This window comes from Stenotrophomonas sp., from assembly GCF_059505245.1.
The window spans coordinates 15,657-34,447 of sequence record NZ_JCACKF010000029.1 but is presented as its reverse complement, the minus strand read 5'-3'; the positions used below and the strand labels follow the sequence as shown (position 1 = coordinate 34,447).

At 67.1% G+C, this 18,791-nt stretch carries 16 protein-coding genes; 6 read left to right on the top strand and 10 right to left on the bottom strand.

Annotation, left to right across the window (positions count from 1 at the left end; all coding sequences use genetic code 11):
* Positions 1 to 27: 27 nt before the first annotated feature.
* Both AC5JLE_RS11840 and otsA read left to right on the top strand, forming a co-directional pair.
* Positions 28 to 1,809, top strand: coding sequence for a glycoside hydrolase family 15 protein (locus AC5JLE_RS11840; RefSeq protein ID WP_032960733.1), 1,782 nt, complete (start codon positions 28 to 30; stop codon positions 1,807 to 1,809).
* Positions 1,806 to 3,170, top strand: coding sequence for an alpha,alpha-trehalose-phosphate synthase (UDP-forming) (gene otsA / locus AC5JLE_RS11835; protein WP_014648191.1), 1,365 nt, complete (start codon positions 1,806 to 1,808; stop codon positions 3,168 to 3,170). The genes AC5JLE_RS11840 and otsA overlap by 4 nt, the downstream gene beginning before the upstream one ends.
* A 70-nt stretch (positions 3,171 to 3,240) precedes the next feature.
* Here the strand turns inward: otsA and AC5JLE_RS11830 are convergent, their stop codons facing one another.
* From AC5JLE_RS11830 to rluD, 4 genes are read right to left on the bottom strand one after another with little or no spacing between them, the layout of a single operon-like run.
* A complete protein-coding gene (locus AC5JLE_RS11830) occupies positions 3,241 to 3,678 on the bottom strand; it encodes a thiol-disulfide oxidoreductase DCC family protein (RefSeq protein ID WP_478425993.1) in 438 nt (145 codons plus the stop codon).
* Positions 3,653 to 4,156: a DUF4166 domain-containing protein gene (locus tag AC5JLE_RS11825; protein WP_496065323.1), complete on the bottom strand. Its 504-nt coding sequence runs from the start codon at positions 4,154 to 4,156 to the stop codon at positions 3,653 to 3,655. Before AC5JLE_RS11825 ends, AC5JLE_RS11830 begins: the two co-directional genes overlap by 26 nt.
* 23 nt (positions 4,157 to 4,179) lie before the next feature.
* On the bottom strand, positions 4,180 to 4,950 hold the full coding sequence (gene pgeF / locus AC5JLE_RS11820) for a peptidoglycan editing factor PgeF (RefSeq protein ID WP_134966792.1): 771 nt from the start codon (positions 4,948 to 4,950) through the stop codon (positions 4,180 to 4,182).
* Positions 4,950 to 5,939, bottom strand: a complete 990-nt coding sequence (gene rluD, locus AC5JLE_RS11815) for a 23S rRNA pseudouridine(1911/1915/1917) synthase RluD (protein ID WP_014038257.1) — start codon at positions 5,937 to 5,939, stop codon at positions 4,950 to 4,952. The genes pgeF and rluD overlap by 1 nt, the downstream gene beginning before the upstream one ends.
* 113 nt (positions 5,940 to 6,052) lie before the next feature.
* Here rluD and AC5JLE_RS11810 point away from each other — a divergent pair, with 113 nt between their 5' ends.
* Both AC5JLE_RS11810 and AC5JLE_RS11805 read left to right on the top strand, forming a co-directional pair.
* Positions 6,053 to 6,940, top strand: coding sequence for an outer membrane protein assembly factor BamD (locus AC5JLE_RS11810; protein WP_032960726.1), 888 nt, complete (start codon positions 6,053 to 6,055; stop codon positions 6,938 to 6,940).
* Between the two features lie 190 nt (positions 6,941 to 7,130).
* Positions 7,131 to 8,333 carry a lipase family protein gene (locus AC5JLE_RS11805; protein WP_262216842.1) on the top strand — a complete coding sequence of 401 codons (1,203 nt, stop codon included), beginning with the start codon at positions 7,131 to 7,133 and terminating at the stop codon, positions 8,331 to 8,333.
* Between the two features lie 142 nt (positions 8,334 to 8,475).
* On the opposite strand, the gene AC5JLE_RS11800 is transcribed toward AC5JLE_RS11805, so the two are convergent.
* The 3 genes from AC5JLE_RS11800 to sucC all read right to left on the bottom strand — a co-directional run bounded on the left by AC5JLE_RS11800 (position 8,476) and on the right by sucC (position 12,357).
* On the bottom strand, positions 8,476 to 10,110 hold the full coding sequence (locus AC5JLE_RS11800; RefSeq protein WP_496065322.1) for an NAD+ synthase: 1,635 nt from the start codon (positions 10,108 to 10,110) through the stop codon (positions 8,476 to 8,478).
* 181 nt (positions 10,111 to 10,291) lie between these two features.
* Positions 10,292 to 11,167 (bottom strand): succinate--CoA ligase subunit alpha, encoded by an 876-nt coding sequence (sucD, locus tag AC5JLE_RS11795; RefSeq protein ID WP_005410793.1) that lies wholly within the window; start codon positions 11,165 to 11,167, stop codon positions 10,292 to 10,294.
* A gap of 20 nt (positions 11,168 to 11,187) precedes the next feature.
* A complete protein-coding gene (gene sucC, locus AC5JLE_RS11790) occupies positions 11,188 to 12,357 on the bottom strand; it encodes an ADP-forming succinate--CoA ligase subunit beta (protein WP_004154430.1) in 1,170 nt (389 codons plus the stop codon).
* A gap of 405 nt (positions 12,358 to 12,762) precedes the next feature.
* Here sucC and AC5JLE_RS11785 point away from each other — a divergent pair, with 405 nt between their 5' ends.
* Entirely contained in the window at positions 12,763 to 14,376 is a 1,614-nt protein-coding gene (locus AC5JLE_RS11785) for a sensor histidine kinase (RefSeq protein WP_049440369.1), read from the top strand.
* 60 nt (positions 14,377 to 14,436) lie between these two features.
* Positions 14,437 to 15,810 carry a sigma-54-dependent transcriptional regulator gene (locus AC5JLE_RS11780; protein ID WP_014648199.1) on the top strand — a complete coding sequence of 458 codons (1,374 nt, stop codon included), beginning with the start codon at positions 14,437 to 14,439 and terminating at the stop codon, positions 15,808 to 15,810.
* Between the two features lie 94 nt (positions 15,811 to 15,904).
* Here the strand turns inward: AC5JLE_RS11780 and pilB are convergent, their stop codons facing one another.
* From pilB to AC5JLE_RS11765, 3 genes are all read right to left on the bottom strand, one after another.
* A complete protein-coding gene (pilB, locus tag AC5JLE_RS11775; protein WP_014648200.1) occupies positions 15,905 to 17,635 on the bottom strand; it encodes a type IV-A pilus assembly ATPase PilB in 1,731 nt (576 codons plus the stop codon).
* A 224-nt stretch (positions 17,636 to 17,859) separates the two neighbouring features.
* Complete coding sequence (locus AC5JLE_RS11770) at positions 17,860 to 18,267, bottom strand: pilin (RefSeq protein WP_075076080.1); 408 nt, start codon at positions 18,265 to 18,267, stop codon at positions 17,860 to 17,862.
* A gap of 80 nt (positions 18,268 to 18,347) precedes the next feature.
* On the bottom strand, positions 18,348 to 18,761 hold the full coding sequence (locus AC5JLE_RS11765) for a pilin (RefSeq protein WP_075076079.1): 414 nt from the start codon (positions 18,759 to 18,761) through the stop codon (positions 18,348 to 18,350).
* Positions 18,762 to 18,791: the final 30 nt, after the last annotated feature.

The following is an 18,791-nucleotide window of genomic DNA, read 5'->3' as shown; positions in this document are numbered from 1 at the left end:
ACGGCCGCAACCGAGATGTACCGCGTGATGACCCAACCCGATCTTGATCTGGGCGTGGTCGGCAACGGCAGCTTCGGCGCCCTGGTCGACAAACGTGCCCGCGTTGTCTGGAGCTGCCTGCCGACCTTCGACGGCGACCCTACCTTCTGTGCGCTGCTGGGCCCCAACCAGCAGACCGGTGGCGACTTCGCCATCGAGCTGGAAGACTTCGCCAGCAGCGAGCAGGAATACCTCACCAACACGGCGATCCTGCGCACGGTGCTCCGCGACGCGCACGGCGGCGAACTGGAAATCCTGGATTTCGCCCCCCGCTGGCGGCAGAACGACCGCTTCTACCGGCCGGTCAGCCTGATCCGCCAGGTGCGTCCGCTGGCTGGCAGCCCGCGCATCACCGTGCGTGCGCGCCCGCTGGCCGACTGGGGCGCACGCGTGCCAGAGTCGACCTGGGGCAGCAACCATGTGCGCTGGATCCTGCCGGAGCACGTGCTGCGGCTGACCACCGATGTGCCGGTGCGCTTCGTGCGCGATGGCCTGCCGTTCGTGCTCAACCATCCCATCCACCTGATCCTGGGCGTGGATGAGTCGCTCAACCGGTCGATCAGCGGCTACGTGCAGGAAGCCTTCCAGCGCACCCGCGACTACTGGCGCGAATGGGTGCGCTACCTGTCCATTCCACTGGAGTGGCAGGACGCGGTCATCCGCAGTGCGATCACGTTGAAGCTGTGCCAGTACGAGGACAGCGGCGCGATCATCGCGGCGATGACCACTTCCATTCCAGAAGCACCCGGCAGCGTGCGCAACTGGGACTACCGCTACTGCTGGCTGCGTGACGCAGCTTTCGTGGTGCGGGCGCTGAACCGTCTCGGCGCAACGCGCACGATGGAACAGTTCCTCGGCTACATCTTCAACCTGGCCACCACCGACGGCACGCTGCAGCCGCTGTATGGCATCGGCTTTGAAGCCAAGCTGGACGAAGACGAAGTGCCCAGCCTGTCCGGCTACCGCGGCATGGGCCCGGTGCGCCGTGGCAACCTGGCCTGGGTGCAGCGCCAGCACGATGTCTACGGCAGCGTGGTGCTGGCCTCCACGCAGCTGTTCTTCGACCGCCGCCTGCAGGATCCCGGCGACGCGCACACATTCGCCCGCCTCGAACCGCTGGGCGAACAGGCCTTCGCCCTGCATGACGTGCCCGATGCGGGCCTGTGGGAGTTCCGTGGCCGCACCGAGGTACACACCTACACCAGCGCGATGTGCTGGGCCGCCTGCGACCGCCTGTGCAAGATCGCCGTGCGCCTGAAGCGCGATGACCGTGCACACTACTGGCGCGAGCGCGCCGACACCATCCATGCGCGCATCATGGCCGAGTCCTGGAATGAGGAACTGGGCCACTTCACCGATACCTTCGGCGGCCATCGCCTGGACGCCTCGCTCCTGCTGCTGGCCGACATCGGCTTCATCGATGCGATGGACGCCCGCTTCATCGCCACCGTCGATGCGATCGGCCGCGACCTCAAGCATGGCAATTCGCTGTACCGCTATGTCGCGCCAGATGACTTCGGTGAGCCGGAAACCAGCTTCACCATCTGCACGTTCTGGTACATCGATGCGCTGGCGGCGATCGGGCGCATGGACGAGGCGCGCGAGATGTTCGAGCTGCTGCTGAAGCAGCGCAACCACCTGGGCCTGCTGTCGGAGGATCTGGCCTTCGACAGCGGCGAGGCCTGGGGCAATTTCCCGCAGACCTATTCGCACGTCGGCCTGATCACTGCCGCGATGCGCCTGTCGCGGTCCTGGCAGGAGGCATCGTGAGTCGTCTGGTCGTGGTTTCAAATCGTGTGGCCGTACCCGGCGAGAACCGCGCCGGCGGCCTGGCTGTCGGCCTGCTGGCCGCCCTGAAGGAACGCGGCGGCCTGTGGTTCGGCTGGAGCGGCAAGACGGTAAAGGACGGCAGCGGCACGCTGCACCGGCAGAAAGACGGTGACATCGACTACGTCACCATGGACCTGAGCAAGCGCGAGGTGGACGGCTACTACAACGGCTTTGCCAACCGCACGCTGTGGCCGCTGCTGCACTTCCGCCTGGATCTGGTCGACTACGACCGTGCCACCCGCGAGACCTACCACAAGGTCAACGCACTGTTCGCCGACAAGCTCGCGCCCTTGCTGCGCGAGGATGACATCGTCTGGATCCACGACTATCACCTGATCCCGCTTGGCGCACTGCTGCGCGAGCGTGGCATCGGCTGCCGCATCGGCTTCTTCCTGCACATCCCGATGCCCTCGGCCGACCTGCTGCAGGCGATGCCCGACCACCTGCGGCTGTTCTCCGCGCTCTACGCGTATGACCTGGTGGGCTTCCAGACCCAGCGCGATGCCGATCGCTTCCAGACCTACCTGCGCCTGTTCGGCGGCGGTCGGGTACTCGCCAACGGCGAGCTGGAGGCACCGGGCGGGCGTCGTTTCCGCGCGGCGGCGTTCCCGATCGGCATCGACACCGAGCTGATCGCGCGCCAGGCCGGTACCGCCGCCACCAAGGCCGCCGTAAAGAACCTGCGCGCCAGCCTGCGTGATCGCCAACTGGCGATCGGCGTTGATCGCCTGGATTATTCCAAGGGCCTGCCCGAGCGCTTCCTCGGCTTCGAACGGTACCTTGAGCGCCATCCCGACCAGCGCGGGTCGCTGACCTACCTGCAGATCGCCCCCGTCTCGCGCGGTGATGTCACCGAGTACCGGCAGCTGCGCAGCCAGCTGGAGCAGATCGCCGGCCACATCAACGGTGGCCACGCCGAGCCGGACTGGACGCCGCTGCGCTACGTCAACCAGAACTTCACCCATGCCACCCTCACCGGTTTCTACCGTGCAGCGGCGGTGGGGCTGGTCACGCCCCTGCGTGATGGCATGAACCTGGTGGCCAAGGAATACGTGGCCTCGCAGGATCCGGAGGACCCGGGCGTGCTGGTGCTGTCGCTGCTGGCCGGCGCCGCCGATGAACTCAAGCAAGCACTGCTGGTGAACCCGCACGACCTGGATGGCGTTGCCGACGCCATCGCCACCGCGGCGACGATGTCGCTGCGCAAGCGCAAGGAGCGCTGGCACGCCATGATGGAGCACCTGCGCACCTACGACATCAACCACTGGCGGCGCAGCTACCTGGACGCACTGGAAGGCTGAGGAAAAAGGGGACGGAGGGGATTAAGTCGTTTGTGCACAAACGACTTAATCCCCTCCGTCCCCTTTTTCTTCAATCCAGGAATCGCGCTGCCTGCTCCGGTGCGGGCAGATGACAGGTGTCGTTCCGCCCGAACCAGCGGTAGCGGTTGCGGGCCAGTGCGCGGTACGCCGCGTCGCGCAGTCCGCGCGGCAGCACCTTCAGTACGCCGCTCAGACGCCATCCACCGCCCAGCCCGGCCAGTACACGCAGGATGGCATCGGTATCGGTCCAGGTGCCCTGCGCGTCCAGCAGCAGGAACGACATCGGGTCCTGCGGGTCCAGCCCGTGCGCGCGCAACATCGCGCTGCCCTGCTGCCCCTGCATCGCCGCAAAACGGTAGCGCCCCTTGCGGTCGAAACGCAGCAGGAAGCGCACCCAGCGGTTGCACAGGGCGCACACGCCGTCGAACACGATCACCGCGCTGCCAGTCCCGGCGGCGCCGTCACTGTGGTTCGAGCCAGCCTTCATAGCGGATCAGGGCTCCGGCCCAGGGCAGCGTCACATCGACCAGGAAAGTGTAACGCTCGCCGCGCCAGGCTTCACGGCAGCGCACACCGCCGAACCAACGCGTCGGCAGCGGCAGCAGCCCGAACGCCCAGACCCGCCGCACCGACCAGTCGATGCTGCCCTCGCGGGCCTGCAACGCGAACTCCAAGCGCACCGCGCCCAGCTGCTCGCGCAGAAGCCCTTCGTGCGCCCACAGCCGCGACACCATCGGCCAGCGGTCGAACCGTCGCGCCCACTGCTCGCCCTGCCCGCGTGCACTGAACGCCACTTCGGTGGGCAGCGCGTCGCCGTCCTTCGGCAGCCGCGCCAACGCGGCCAGCAGCGGCACCAGCCAGTGCCGCCCTCGCACGATGCGCGCCTGCCCCACGTAGCGGCAGGGCAACGACGCGGCATGCAGCGCCTGCACCGGCGCTGCCAGGGTGGCGAAGGCCGGCCCCATCACGCGCGCGAACAGCGGCGTGGTCAGGGCGCGATCCAGGCCAGGGTCGCCATGCGCCCGGTACGACGGTCGCGCCGGTGCGAATACAGGTCAGGATCGGCCATGGTCGACACCGTGCCGCCATACACCTGCGCCGGGTCCATCCCCGCCGCCTGCAACCGCTGCCGCGCCAGCGCGAACAGGTCCACTTTCCAGTGGCCTGCGCGGGTGGCCACGAACGCCGCCCCGGCGGCCGGATCATGGCCGACGAAGGCGTGGTAGACCTCCTCGCCGATCTCGTAGTCGGCCGGCCCGGCAGCCGGGCCCAGCCAGGCCCGCAGCTGCGCCGGCGGCGTCTGCAGGGCGGCCACCGTGGCCTCCAGCATGCCGTCAGCCAGCCCACGCCAGCCGGCATGGGCCGCACCCACCTCGCTGCCATCGGCCGCGGCAAACACCACCGGCAGGCAGTCGGCGGTCAGGATCGCCAGCACCACGCCCGGCACCGAAGTCACCGCGGCGTCGGCCACCGGTTCGCTGGTGCCGGGCACCGGTGGCGCGGTGAAGCGCAGCACGGTGCTGCTGTGCACCTGGCGCAGCCAGTGCGGTGCCGAGGGCAGTGCCAGCCCCTGCTGCAGCAGCTGGCGGTTGTGCTCCACGTTGGCCGGGGTATCACCATCGGCCGCGTGCCGGTTGCCGAGGTTGAACTGCGCGAACGGCGCCGGCGAAATGCCCGCGCCATGCCGGCGCGTGGTCAGCGCATGGACGCCTGCCGGCGCCGGCCAGTCCGCCTGCAGCAACGGCAGCGCGGCGGCCATCACCAGCGATCCCGCTCGCGGGCGGCGAAGGCTTCGCTGTCTTCGCGCAGCACCTTCATCAGGTGCAGCATGTCCTCCGGCACCGGCGCGGTATTGCGCACCGGCTCACCGGTGATCGGATGCATGAACTCCAGGGTCTCGGCGTGCAAGGCCTGGCGCTTGAAGCCGCGCAGCGCGGCCACCAGCTCGTCGCTGGCACCCTTGGGCAGCTTCAGCGCACCGCCGTACAGCGGGTCGCCGATGATCGGATGGCGCACGTGTGCCATGTGCACGCGGATCTGGTGGGTACGGCCGGTTTCCAGGCGGCACTCCAGCGCGGTGTGCGCACGGAAGCGCTCGCGCAGGCGGTAGTGGGTCACCGCTTCCTTGCCGTCTTCGCGCACCGCCATCTTCAGCCGGTCGCGCGGGTGGCGGTCGATCGGGGCATCGGCGGTACCGCCTGCCACCAGCGCGCCCATCACGATGGCCAGGTACTGGCGGTGCACGTCACGGGCCGCCAGTTGCTCGACCAATGCAGTCTGCGCTTCCAGGGTCTTGGCCACCACCATCACGCCGCTGGTGTCCTTGTCCAGGCGGTGCACGATGCCCGCGCGCGGCAGCACCGCCACCGACGGGTCGCGGAACAGCAGCGCGTTGACCAGGGTGCCGCTGTGGTTGCCGGCGCCGGGGTGGACCACCAGGCCGACCGGCTTGTTGATCACCAGCACATGCTCGTCCTCGAACAGCACGTCCAGCGGGATGTCCTCCGGCTGGGCGTCGGTCTGGGTTTCCAGCACCACGTGGAGGGTCACCACCTCGCCGCCGCGCAGCGGATCGCGCGGGCGCACCTGGGCGCCGTCCAGCAGGACGTCACCGGACTTGATCCACTCGGTCAGGCGCGAACGCGAATATTCGGGGAACAGTTCGGCCACGACGGCATCGAAACGACGGCCGGCAGCGGTGTCGGGGACGATGGCCTGGCGGGCCGATTCAGAGGGTTGTTCAGACATGGCAGGGGGCATTCTTTGAAATTTTGGGGTCCCGGCGGCCGGTTTCAGTCGCTGGACAGGACACTAGGCTATCATCGACCCTTCGTATTCCAGCCGCGTCCCGCCTCGACCCCATGATCCGACGCTCCGCCATGCTCTCCGCGCCCGTCCGCCTCACCGCCCTGCTGCTGGTGCTGGTCATCGCCGCAACCGGCTGCCACCGCGGCGCCAAGAAGGGTGATCGCCCCGACGAAGGCGTGCCGGTCGAACAGCTGTACGAGAAAAGCCACAAGCTGATGCAGGGCGGCAACTGGAGCGGCGCCGAAGCCAGCTTCCGCCGCCTGGTGGCCCAGTATCCGTATGGCCCGTACACCGAGCAGGCGATGATCGAAACCGCCTACGCCCAGTACAAGGCCGGCAAGCACGATGACGCGGTGTCCAGCATCGACCGCTTCATCCGCACCTACCCGACGCACCGCAACATTGCGTACCTGTACTACCTGCGCGGCCTGGCCAATTCCAACCGCAGTACGGTTTTCCTGCGCCGCGTATGGTCGCTGGATGCCAGCCGCCGCGACCTGTCCACGCCGCACCAGGCGTACTCGGACTTCAACATCGTGGTTGATCGTTACCCGAACAGCCGCTACGCCGCCGATGCGCGCCAGCGCATGCTGGAGCTGCGTGACGTGTTCGCCCAGCACGAGCTGGACAACGCCCTGTACTACATGCGCCGCGGCGCCTGGGTCTCGGCCGTGGGCCGCGCCAACTACCTGCTGGAAACCTACCCGCAGAGCGCCTTCCAGTACGACGCCGTGGCCGTGCTGGCCGATTCCTACACCCACCTGGGCAACAAGACCCTGGCCGACGACGCCCGTCGCGTCCTGCAGCTGAACCAGCCGGATCACCCGTGGCTGGAAGGCAAGTGGCCGAAGTACCCGTGGATGATCCGCAAGCTGAACCCGTTCGCCGGCGAGAAGTCCGCCAGCACCGGCCAGCGCAACGCGCGACTGGAGAAGAAGTAAGAGAGGGCCCCGAAAGGGGCCTTTTCTTTGTCGGTAGATCCACGCCATGCGTGGATGGTTCGTGCACCAATCGACCACGACACTCGGAATGCTACGAATCCCCGGCAGTTGCGACGGCGGTCGCACCCCGCCCGGGCGGGGGTGTCCACACTGCGGCGCTGCGGCCACACCGGCCATCACGGAGCGCCCCATGCCGACACGGCCCTGTAGTTTCCGTTTCCTGTCCTGCCTTCTCGCCAGCGCCCTGCTGGCGCTGACCCTGGCGCCCGCGGCCGCCGCGCGGGACGCACCGGGCGATCTGCTGTCTGCCGCCCCCTATCGCGCGCCCTGGGTGCCGTCCAGGGCCGCCCAGGCGTACAAGCTGCACTATCGCACCCCGGACCACCGCGGCCAGTTGGCCGAAGGCACCGGCCTGCTGTACCTGCCCGCCGGCGCAGCGCCTGCGGGCGGGTGGCCGGTGGTGTCCTGGGCACATGGCACCCAGGGCATCGCGGATCGCTGTGCGCCGTCGGTCTCCGGCCCCACCCATGCCGAACGCGACGGGCGCTTCCTGGACGTGTTCCTGGCCCAGGGCTATGCCGTCGCAGCCGCCGACTACCAGGGCCTGGGCAGCCCAGGCAATCATGCCTACCTGCACGTGCGTACCGCGGCGCGCAACGCCATCGACATGGTCAAGGCCAGCCGGCAGTACCTGGGCACCGCAGCGTTGTCGCCGCGCTGGGTCTCGGTAGGCTATTCGCAGGGGGGCGCGGCCGCGCTGGTCGCCGGCCACCTGGCGGCGTCCCATGGCGGGCCCTCACTGCAGTACCGCGGCAGTTTCACCGCCGGAACGCCGACCGCAGTCGAACTGACCGCGCTGGTGATGAAGCCCGACAACCGCACCGCCAATTCCGGCGCGCTCAACGCATATCACGCGTACCTGCTCGACGGCCTGCTGCAGGTTGCGCCGCAGGTCGACGGCGTGCTGAGCGAGGCCGGGCGCGCCCGCATTGCTCTGGCACGCGAGCAGTGCCTGGGTGATCTGGCCACCACGCTGGACGGCATGGATACCGGCAGCATGTTCACTGCACCGCTGACCCGCGTGCCGGGCATCTGGACGGTGCTGCATGACTACCTGGGCGTACCGCGCCGCGGCTTCAGCCAGCCGCTGATGCTGGCCCATGGCAGCGAGGACCGCGATGTGCCCTATCTGACCACCCTGCTGTACGCCGCAGGCCTGGCCGTGCGAGGCGAGCCGGTCGCGTTCCGGCGCTACCCGGTCGATCACCGCGGTACGCTGGACGCAGCGGCGGCCGATGGCCTGGCGTTCGTGCGTGCGCGGCTGGAGGACGACCACTTCAACGACGCTGCGGAGATCGCAGGCCTCGAACAACGGCTCGACGAAGCCCGGTAGATCCACGCCATGCCGGATACGCGATCCAGGAAGTTGCCGGCCAGCGGCCGGCACTACCGAATGCAGTAGATCCACGCCATGCGTGGATACGCGCTATAGGGCGTTGCCGGCCAGCGGCCGGCATCACCTGCCAACCGCTGCCTCAGCCCTTGTAGCCGTTGCTGATCGGGTAACGACGCTCGCGGCCGAACGCCCGGCGCGAGACCTTCGGCCCCGGCGCGGCCTGGTGCCGCTTCCACTCGCTGATGCGCACCAGGCGCAGCACGCGGTCAACCACGGCCGCATCGTAACCGGCGGCCACGATCTCCGTGCGCGACTGTTCCTGATCGATGTAGCGGTACAGGATGCCGTCCAGCACGTCATAGGCCGGCAACGAATCCTGGTCCAGCTGGTTCTCGCGCAGCTCGGCCGACGGCGGGCGGCTGATCACCGCCGGCGGGATCACCGGTGCGCCGCCCACGGTATTGCGCCACTTGGACAAACCGAACACTTCGGTCTTGTACAGGTCCTTCAGCGGCGCATAGCCACCGCACATGTCGCCGTAGATGGTGGCGTAGCCGACCGCGTACTCGCTCTTGTTGCCGGTGGTCAGCAGCAAGCCGCCGAACTTGTTGGCCAGCGCCATCAGGATCACCCCGCGGCTGCGCGACTGCAGGTTCTCTTCGGTCAAGTCCGGCGCGGTGCCCTCGAACATCGGCGCCAACGCTTCCATCAGGCCCTTGAACGCCGGCTCGATCGACACCGCCTCCAGCTTCACGCCCAGCGCCTGGCACTGCTCGGCCGCAAGGTCGTTGGACAGGCCCGCGGTATAGCGCGACGGCAGGCGCACGGCGGTTACGTTCTCCGCGCCCATCGCGTCCACCGCCATGGCCAGCACGATCGCCGAGTCGATGCCACCGGACAGGCCCAGCCACACCTTCTTGAAGCCGTTCTTGCGGCAGTAATCCTGGATGCCACGGGTCACCGCACGCCAGGCCAGCGCGTCCATGCTCTCGTCGCCGTCGTCCATCCACACGTGCGGCATGAAGCGGCGGGTTTCACCGTCGTACTCCACCACCAGCCACTGGTCGACGAAGGCGGCGGCGGCCGGGTGCACCGTGCCGTCACCGTCGGCGACCACCGAGGCGCCGTCAAACACCAGCGCATCCTGGCCACCGACCACGTTGAGATAGGCGATCGCCGCCCCGCTCTCCCGGGTACGTGCGGCCAGCACAGCATCACGCTGGGCGTGCTTGCCACGCTCGTACGGCGAAGCATTCGGCACCACCACCAGCTGCGCACCGGCGCGCATGGTGTCGGCCAGCGGCTCGGCAAACCACAGGTCCTCGCAGATCAGCAGGCCAACCGGAATACCGTTGACCTCGAACACGCAGCTGCCGCCATCCGGATCGACATCGAAGTAGCGGCGCTCGTCGAACACGGCGTAGTTGGGCAGCTCGCGCTTGCGGTAGGTCTGCTCCACCAGGCCGTCACGCAGCACGCTGGCGGCGTTGTAGACCACCGCGCCGGCGGCCTGCGGCCAGCCGACCACGGCGGTGATGCCACGGCAGGCGGCAGCGATGCGGGCCATCGCCTGCTCGCACTCGTACAGGAAGCCCGGGCGCAGCAGCAGGTCTTCCGGCGGGTAGCCGCTCACCGCCAGCTCGGGGAACATCACCAGCTCGGCGCCGTACTCGTCGCGCGCCTGGCCGATCATCTCGATGATGCGCTCGGTGTTGCCGGCGACATCGCCGACCGGGAAGTCGAACTGCGCCATCGCGATGCGGATCGAAGCCATGGGAATCCAGCCTGTGGTTGCAATGCCGCCATTGTAACGCCGGGGTCAGATCCGTTTTGCGCAGCAAAAGGGATCTGGCCCCACACCAGACGCAGAAAGGCCGCCCGGAGGCGGCCTTTCTGTGTTCAAGCAGCCGGCCAGCGGCCGGCTCTACAGCATCGTCTGCCGGAGGCAGTCGATCTTATTTCACCAGCTTGGCGATGGCAGCGCCCAGGTCGCCCGGCGAGCGGACGGTGACAACACCGGCAGCTTCCATGGCGGCGAACTTGCCTTCGGCGGTGCCCTTGCCGCCCGAGGCGATCGCGCCCGCGTGGCCCATGCGCTTGCCGGCCGGAGCCGACGCACCGGCGATGAAACCGACGACCGGCTTCTTCACGTGGTTCTTGATGTACTCGGCGCCGGCTTCTTCAGCGTCACCGCCGATCTCGCCAACCATGATGATGCCTTCGGTCTGCGGGTCTTCGTTGAACAGCTTCAGGCAGTCGACGAAGTTCAGACCGTTGATCGGGTCACCACCGATGCCGATGCAGGTGGACTGGCCCAGGCCGACTTCGGTGGTCTGCTTGACCGCTTCATAGGTCAGGGTGCCCGAACGCGACACGATGCCGATCTTGCCCGGCTGGTGGATGTGGCCCGGCATGATGCCGATCTTGCACTCACCCGGGGTGATGACGCCCGGGCAGTTCGGCCCGATCAGCACGGTGTCCGGATGCGAACGGGTCAGCACGTTCTTGACGCGCAGCATGTCCAGCACCGGGATGCCTTCGGTGATGCAGACGATGACCTTGATGCCGGCAGCTGCGGCTTCCAGGATCGCGTCGGCCGCGTACGGCGGCGGCACGTAGATGACCGAAGCGTTGGCGCCGGTGCTCTGCACGGCATCGGCAACGGTGTTGAAGACCGGCAGATCGATGTGGGTGGTGCCACCCTTGCCCGGGGTCACGCCGCCAACAACCTGGGTGCCGTACTCGATCATCTGAGTGGCGTGGAAGGTGCCCTGCTGGCCGGTGAAGCCCTGCACGATCACCTTGGTGTTCTTGTTAATCAAAACAGACATGGGAATTCCTTGGTGTCGAATCAGGCAGCGTTCTTGACAGCTTCAACGATCTTCTTGGCGCCATCGTTGATGTTGTCAGCCGGGATGATGGCCATGCCGCTGTCGCGCAGCAGCTGCTTGCCTTCTTCCACGTTGGTGCCTTCCAGGCGCACCACGACCGGAACCTTGACGCCCACTTCCTTCACGGCGGCGATGATGCCTTCGGCAATCATGTCGCAGCGGACGATGCCGCCGAAGATGTTGACGAAGATGCCTTCGACCTTGTCCGAGGACAGGATCAGCTTGAACGCTTCGATGACGCGCTGCTTGTTGGCACCGCCGCCCACGTCCAGGAAGTTCGCCGGCTCGCCGCCGTTGAGCTTGATGACGTCCATGGTGGCCATGGCCAGGCCGGCGCCGTTCACCATGCAGCCGATGTTGCCGTCCATGGTGACGTAGTTGATGTCCAGCTCCGAAGCGATCACTTCGGTCGGATCTTCCTGGGTCTTGTCGCGCATGGCGACCAGGGCCTTCTGGCGGAACGCGGCGTTGTCGTCGCTGTCGAACTTGCCGTCCAGCGCGTACAGGTTGCCGTCGTCCAGGATGGCCAGCGGGTTGATTTCAACCAGGGCCAGGTCCTTTTCGTTGAACAGGCGGTACAGGTTCACCATGATGCTGGCGAACTGGCCGGCCTGCTTGGCGGTCAGGCCCAGCTTGAAGCCGAAATCACGGCCGTGGTAACCCTGCACGCCTTCGACGAAGTCGACGTTCAGCGAGTGGATCAGCTCCGGGGTTTCAGCAGCGACCTGCTCGATTTCCACGCCGCCTTCCGAAGAGGCGATGTAGGTGATGGTCTTGGTGCCACGGTCGACCAGCACCGACAGGTACAGTTCCTTGACGATCTCGCCGGCGGTGGTCACCAGCACCAGGTTGACCGGCAGTTCAACGCCTGCGGTCTGGTAGGTGGCCATCTTGGTGCCGAGCATCTTGGCCGCAGCGGCCTTCACGTCGTCGGTGGTCTTGCAGAACTTGACGCCGCCAGCCTTGCCGCGGCCGCCAGCGTGGATCTGCGCCTTGACCATCCAGGGGCCCTGGCCCAGGGAGTTGGCAGCGGCAACCGCTTCGTCCGGGGTCGCAGCGACCTTGCCGGCCGGGACCGGGATGCCGTACTCGGCAAGCAGTTGTTTTGACTGGTATTCGTGGAAATTCATGCGTCACCGTGGGAATAGGAACGACCGCACGCAATTCCTCAGGGCCCCGGCGGGGCGCCGGCATGGACCGCGGCGGGCCCACTATTGTGGCCGAGCCGGCGCCGGGGCGCAAAGAAGTCTGTACAAAACGCCAGACCCGGCCAGATTTCCGCGGTCATTCAGGCAGTTGCGCCCGGCGGCCCACTGGCCACCGGTATCCATCCCGGGCCAAATGCGCGATCCGGGCGGCTCCGGCGGCGCCCTGCCCGGGGCCCTATACTGGCCGACCAAGGTGTGTAGAGTCGGGCTTGCCCTGCTGCTTCCACCGCAGGCCACATCGAAGCGACGTGCCCGCCCGGCCTCAGGGGACGCCAGGCAGGCCCGCCGCAGCGTCCAGACCCAGGCAGCCAGAAGGGGAGTTCCGGCGTGTCACCCAGTGCTTCATTGATCGACCGCATCGAATCGATTCCGCGGCGTGAGCTGTATTTCTTCGCGCTGTACCGGGTGCTGATCGCCTCGGTCATCGCCGCGCTGCTCTACAGCCCGCTGTCGGCCATGGTCGGCGAAGCCCACCACCCGCGGCTGGCCGACACCGTCGCCGCCATCTACCTGGTGCTGTCCCTGCTGGCCCTGGTGATCGGCCGCAACGAACGCTGGCTGCGCCCGATCGTGGTCAGTGGCGTGCTGGTGGACATCGTCGCCGCCACCCTGCTGTCACATGCCCTGCCCGGTGCCAGCGCCGGCATCTCGATGTCGCTGCTGTTCAACATCGCCGCCGCCGCCACTCTGCTGCCGCTCAGCCTGGGGCTGGGCCTGGCCCTGGCCGCCAGCCTCGCCACCGGCGTGGAGTACACCTGGAAGCTGCTGGAAGGCGGCGATCCCACCCGTACCCTGGCCGAACTGGCCATGTTCGCCACCAGCTACCTGGCGCTGGCCTTCATCAGTTACCAGGTCGGCAGCCGCGCGCGCCGCAACCAGCAGCTGGCCAACCAGCGCGGCGATGAAGTGGCCAACCTGTTCCAGATCAACGAGCTGATCATCCGCCGCATGCGTACCGGCGTGCTGGTGGTCGACGCCGACAACCGCGTCACCCTGGCCAACGAGGCCGCCGCGATGCTGCTCGGTGACAACGACGGCAGCGGCGAAAGCGGCCGCCTGGACCTGGCCAGCGCCGCCCCGGAACTCGCCCGTCGCCTGCAGCGCTGGCGCAATGGCTGGGCGCAGGACGAACTACCGCTGCAGCTCAACCCCGACCAGCCCGAAGTGCAGCCGCGCTTTGCCCGCCTGCTGGCCGGCAGCGACCTGGCCCTGGTGTTCCTGGACGACTCCAGCGTGGTCTCGCGCCGCGCCGAATCGCTCACCCTGTCGGCGATGGGCCGCTTCTCGGCCAGCCTCGCCCACGAGATCCGCAACCCACTGGCCGCGATCAACTACGCGGTGCAGCTGCTGGAAGAAGGCACCGGCTTCAACGAAAGCGACCGCCGCCTGCTGCAGATCATCCGCCAGCAGTGCCAGCGCACCAACGGCATCGTCGAAAGCGTGCTGGGCCTGGCCCGGCGCGAGCGCGCCACGCCGGAGAACGTCGACCTGGCCGCCTTCGTGCGCCGCTTCGTGCTGGAGTACAAGCAGGGCCAGACGCTGGAGACCGACAGCATCGAGCCGATCATCAACGACACCTCGGTGCTGGCCCAGGTCGACACCAAGCACCTCTACCAGGTGCTGACCGTGCTGGTGCACAACGCGCTCAAGTACGGGCGCATCGGCCAGCAGCCGGCGCGGGTGCGCCTGCGCGTGGCGCAGCACGAGCGCAGTGCGGTCATCGACGTGATGGATCGCGGCCCCGGTATTCCCGAGAGTGTGGCCGCACAGTTGTTCCGACCGTTCTTCACCACGTCCGAGCATGGCACCGGGCTGGGCCTGTATATCGCCCGCGAGCTGTGCCGGGCCAACCAGGCGCGGCTGGACTACATCCCGGTTCCCGCTGGAGGCTCCTGCTTCCGCCTGGTGCTGCCCGGCCCGCATACGCTGTTGCCCACCTGATCTCGATTCTGTGCGTCAAACATTTGTCGCTTCCAGCCCCCTCGTTTATCTTTCACGCCCATGAACGAAACCCGCAGCGCCCTCGTCGTCGACGACGAACGCGACATCCGCGAACTGCTGGTACTGACGCTCGGCCGCATGGGGCTGCGCATCAGTACGGCAGCCAACCTTGCCGAAGCGCGCGAACTGCTGGCCAGCAATCCGTACGACCTGTGCATCACCGACATGCGCCTGCCGGACGGCAATGGCATCGAGCTGGTCAGCGAGATCGCGCAGCACTACCCGCGCACGCCAGTGGCGATGATCACCGCCTTCGGCAGCATGGACCTGGCCGTGGAAGCGCTGAAGGCCGGCGCCTTCGACTTCGTCAGCAAGCCGGTGGATATCGCCGTGCTGCGCGGCTTGGTCAAGCACGCGCTGGAACTGAACAACACCGAGCGCCCTGCACCCGGCCCCGCCGCCGAACAGGGCGCACGCCTGCTCGGCGATTCGCCGGCCATGGACGTGCTGCGTACCACCATCGGCAAGGTCGCGCGCAGCCAGGCGCCGGTCTACATCCTCGGCGAATCCGGCGTGGGCAAGGAGCTGGTCGCACGCACCATCCACGCCCAGGGCGCCCGCGCGGCCGGCCCGTTCGTGCCGGTCAACTGCGGCGCCATTCCCGGCGAGCTGATGGAAAGCGAATTCTTCGGCCACCGCAAAGGCAGCTTCAGCGGCGCCCACGCCGACAAGCCCGGGCTGTTCCAGGCCGCGCATGGCGGCACCCTGTTCCTCGACGAAGTGGCCGAGCTGCCGCTGCAGATGCAGGTGAAGCTGCTGCGCGCGATCCAGGAAAAATCAGTGCGCGCGGTGGGCGCGGCTACCGAGGAGCCGGTGGACGTGCGCATCCTCTCGGCCACCCACAAGGACTTGGCCGAGCTGGTCGAGGACGGGCGCTTCCGCCACGACCTCTACTACCGCATCAACGTGATCGAACTGAGGGTGCCGCCACTGCGTGAGCGTCGCCAGGACCTGCCGGAACTGGCCGCATCGGTGCTGGCGCGGCTGGCCCGCAGCCATGGCCGCCCGACGCCGTTGCTGGCGCCGTCGGCGCTGGACGCACTGGCCCAGTACGCCTTCCCTGGCAACGTGCGCGAATTGGAGAACATCCTGGAACGTGCGCTGGCCCTGGCCGAAGAAGACCGCATCGGCGCCGACGACCTGCGCCTGCCGCAGCATGCCCCGCGCACGCCCGGCAGCGCAGCGCACGCCGAAGCCGTGGTGGACCTGCAGCCCGGCAGCGCCGCCCTGCCCTCGTACATCGAACAGCTCGAGCGCAGCGCCATCCAGCGCGCGCTGGAAGAGAACCGCTGGAACAAGACCCGCACCGCCGCGCAGCTGGGCATCACCTTCCGCGCGCTGCGCTACAAGCTGAAGAAGCTGGGGATGGAGTAAGGACAGGGCCCCGACGCGGGCCACCAACGGGTAGTGCCGGCCGCTGGCCGGCAACCTCATGCATCGCGGCATCCACGCATGGTGTGGATCAACCTCAATCCTTGGTAACGCGGTTGATCTCGGCCAGGCTGGTGACACCCGCAGCCGCCTTCTTCAACGCCGACTGGCGCAGATCGTTCACCCCGATCTGCTGTGCGGCCTCGGCAATCTGCAACGCATTGCCACCGGCCAGCACGATCGTGGCGATCTCGTCGGTCATCGGCATCACCTGGTAGATACCGGTGCGGCCCTTGTACCCCTCGGTGCACTCGTCACAGCCGACCGCCTCGTACAGCTCGATACCCGCATCCAGCTGCGCCTGGGTAAAGCCCTCGGCCAGCAACGCATGTTCGGGCAGGTTGGCCGGGCGCTTGCAGTTGTTGCACAACCGGCGCGCCAGGCGCTGGGCGATCACCAGCGTCACCGAGCTGGTGATGTTGTACGGCGCGATGCCCATGTTCATCAGGCGCGCGATGGTCTGCGGTGCATCGTTGGTGTGCAGCGTGGACAGCACCATGTGGCCGGTCTGCGCCGCCTTGATCGCGATCTCGGCCGTCTCCAGGTCGCGGATTTCGCCGACCATGATGATGTCCGGATCCTGTCGCAGGAACGAGCGCAGTGCCGCGGCGAAGGTCATGCCGCGCTTGTTGTTCTGCTGCACCTGGTTGACGCCGGGCAGGCGGATTTCCACCGGGTCTTCGGCGGTGGAGATGTTGCGCGTCTCGTCGTTGAGGATGCCCAGCGCGGTATACAGCGACACCGTCTTGCCCGAACCGGTCGGGCCGGTCACCAGCACCATGCCGTAGGGCTTGTGGATGGCGTCCAGGAACAGCTTCTGCTGGTCCGGCTCGTAACCCAGCTTGTCGATGCCCAGCTTGGCCGCGCTGCCGTCCAGGATACGCAGCACCACCTTCTCGCCGAACAGGGTCGGCAGCGTGCTCACGCGGAAGTCGATCTGCTTGGTCTTGGACAGGTTGAGCTTGATGCGTCCGTCCTGCGGCACGCGCTTCTCGGCGATGTCCAGCTGCGCCATCACCTTCAGGCGCGCGGCGATGCGCTGGTTCAGCTTCACCGGCGCGCGCGCCACCATCTTCAGCAGGCCATCGATGCGCAGGCGCACGCGATAGTCGTCTTCATAGGGCTCGAAGTGGATGTCCGAGGCGCCCTTGCGGATCGCGTCCACCAGCACCTTGTTGACGAACTTCACCACCGGGGTGTCATCACCCTTGGCATCGATGCCGGAGTCGCCACCGGCGCCGAGATCCTCGTCTCCGGCCGCAACATCCAGGTTGCCCATGCCATCGTCGTCACCGCCCAGCGCGTCGCCCAGCGTGTCATGGCTGGCATGCCACTGCTCGAGCGTGCGGCGGATCTGGTCTTCATCCACCAGGATCGGCTCCACCACCAGATTGGTGTGGAACTTGATCTCGTCCAGCGAATGGGTCGGATTGCTGGTACCCACGAACAGCTTGCCGCCGCGCTTGAACAGCGGCAGCACGTTGTGCTTGCGCAGCAGCTCCTCGCTGACCAGGCTCATCGCGTTCTGGCTGGCGTCGAACGTGGACACGTCGAACAGCGGCATGCCGAACTCGACCGCGTTGGCCGCCGCCAACTGGGCCGCCCCGACCACCTTGTTCTGCGCGAACCAGGTCGGCAGCGGCTGCCGGGCCGCAGCGGCCTTGGCCATGGCGTCGCGGGCGGAAGCCTCGTCCAGCGCACCATCCTGGACCAGGCGACGGGCCAGGCCGGTGATGCCGACGAGATTGGCGGTGGTTACGGCGTTCATATGGATCCTTGGCTCATCATGGGTCAGGCAGTGCGGCGCGCCTTCCAGAGGCACCGCACAGGGCAGCAGAACCTGCCGCGACCCGATGGCCGACGACGACGCCAATCCTTCAGCATGACTGCCTCGCCCGGCACTCCCAGCCCGGCAGGCACGATCCTGACTCCCCCGGGGATGATAGCCCCGTCAACGGCCCGCCAACATCCCATTGGCAGGCCGAAGTGTGATCAACAGCCGGTTGGGCGATAGCGCGCTTCGAAGGCGCTGCCGTCGCAGGTCCAGGTGCCGTCGGCTGCGCGACGGAGGACCAAGTTCTTGCCCGATACTGGCGCCCCTCCAACGAGAGTGCACGTGATACTGCCCACGCCCGTCGCCGCCAGTTCCGCTGAAACCGCAGAACACCTCGTACTCGGCTTGAGCCCAATGTATTCCGCGTTAACCAGAGATGCGTTCTGGTTGTCCTGGGCAACGGACTCCATCGTGGTCTTACCCGGCCGGATATCCGACAAAGCTGCAGCCAAATCAGCCTTGGCCACGTAATCCTGATACATCGGCAATGCAATAGCTGCCAGGATGGCAATGATGGCAACTACTATCATCAGCTCGATCAGTGTAAAACCCCTAGTTCGCTTCATGGCTCCCCCAGCTCATGAGTGAGTTATCGCCCTTCCAAACGAAAGAAGCCCCGCTTTCGCGGGGCTTCTTCCGGAGCGCTTTAGGCGCCGGTGCAGCCCGTCGGGGCGTACTTCTTCAGTACGGTCGTGGCACAGGTCCAAGTACCGTCAGCAGTGGCGCGGGTCAGGGTGATGGTCTTGTCCTTCACCTGAGAGTTACCAGCCAGGGTGCAGGCGATCGACGCTGCACCGGAAGACGCGGTGCCCTTCACGGTGACGGTCGGGCAACGGGTCGAAACCTTCAGACCGATGTCAGCCGGATCAGCGAAATCCTTGCCTTCGTTGAGTGCGACCTCAGCAGCGGTCTTGCCGCTGGTGACTTCGGCCAGGCCCGCCGCAGTCTGCGACTTGGCCACGTAGTCCTGGTACATCGGCAGGGCGATGGCGGCCAGGATGGCGATGATCGCAACGACGATCATCAGTTCGATAAGGGTGAAGCCCTTCTGGTTCTTCATTTGGTACATCCCCAAGATAAGTGGTGGTTG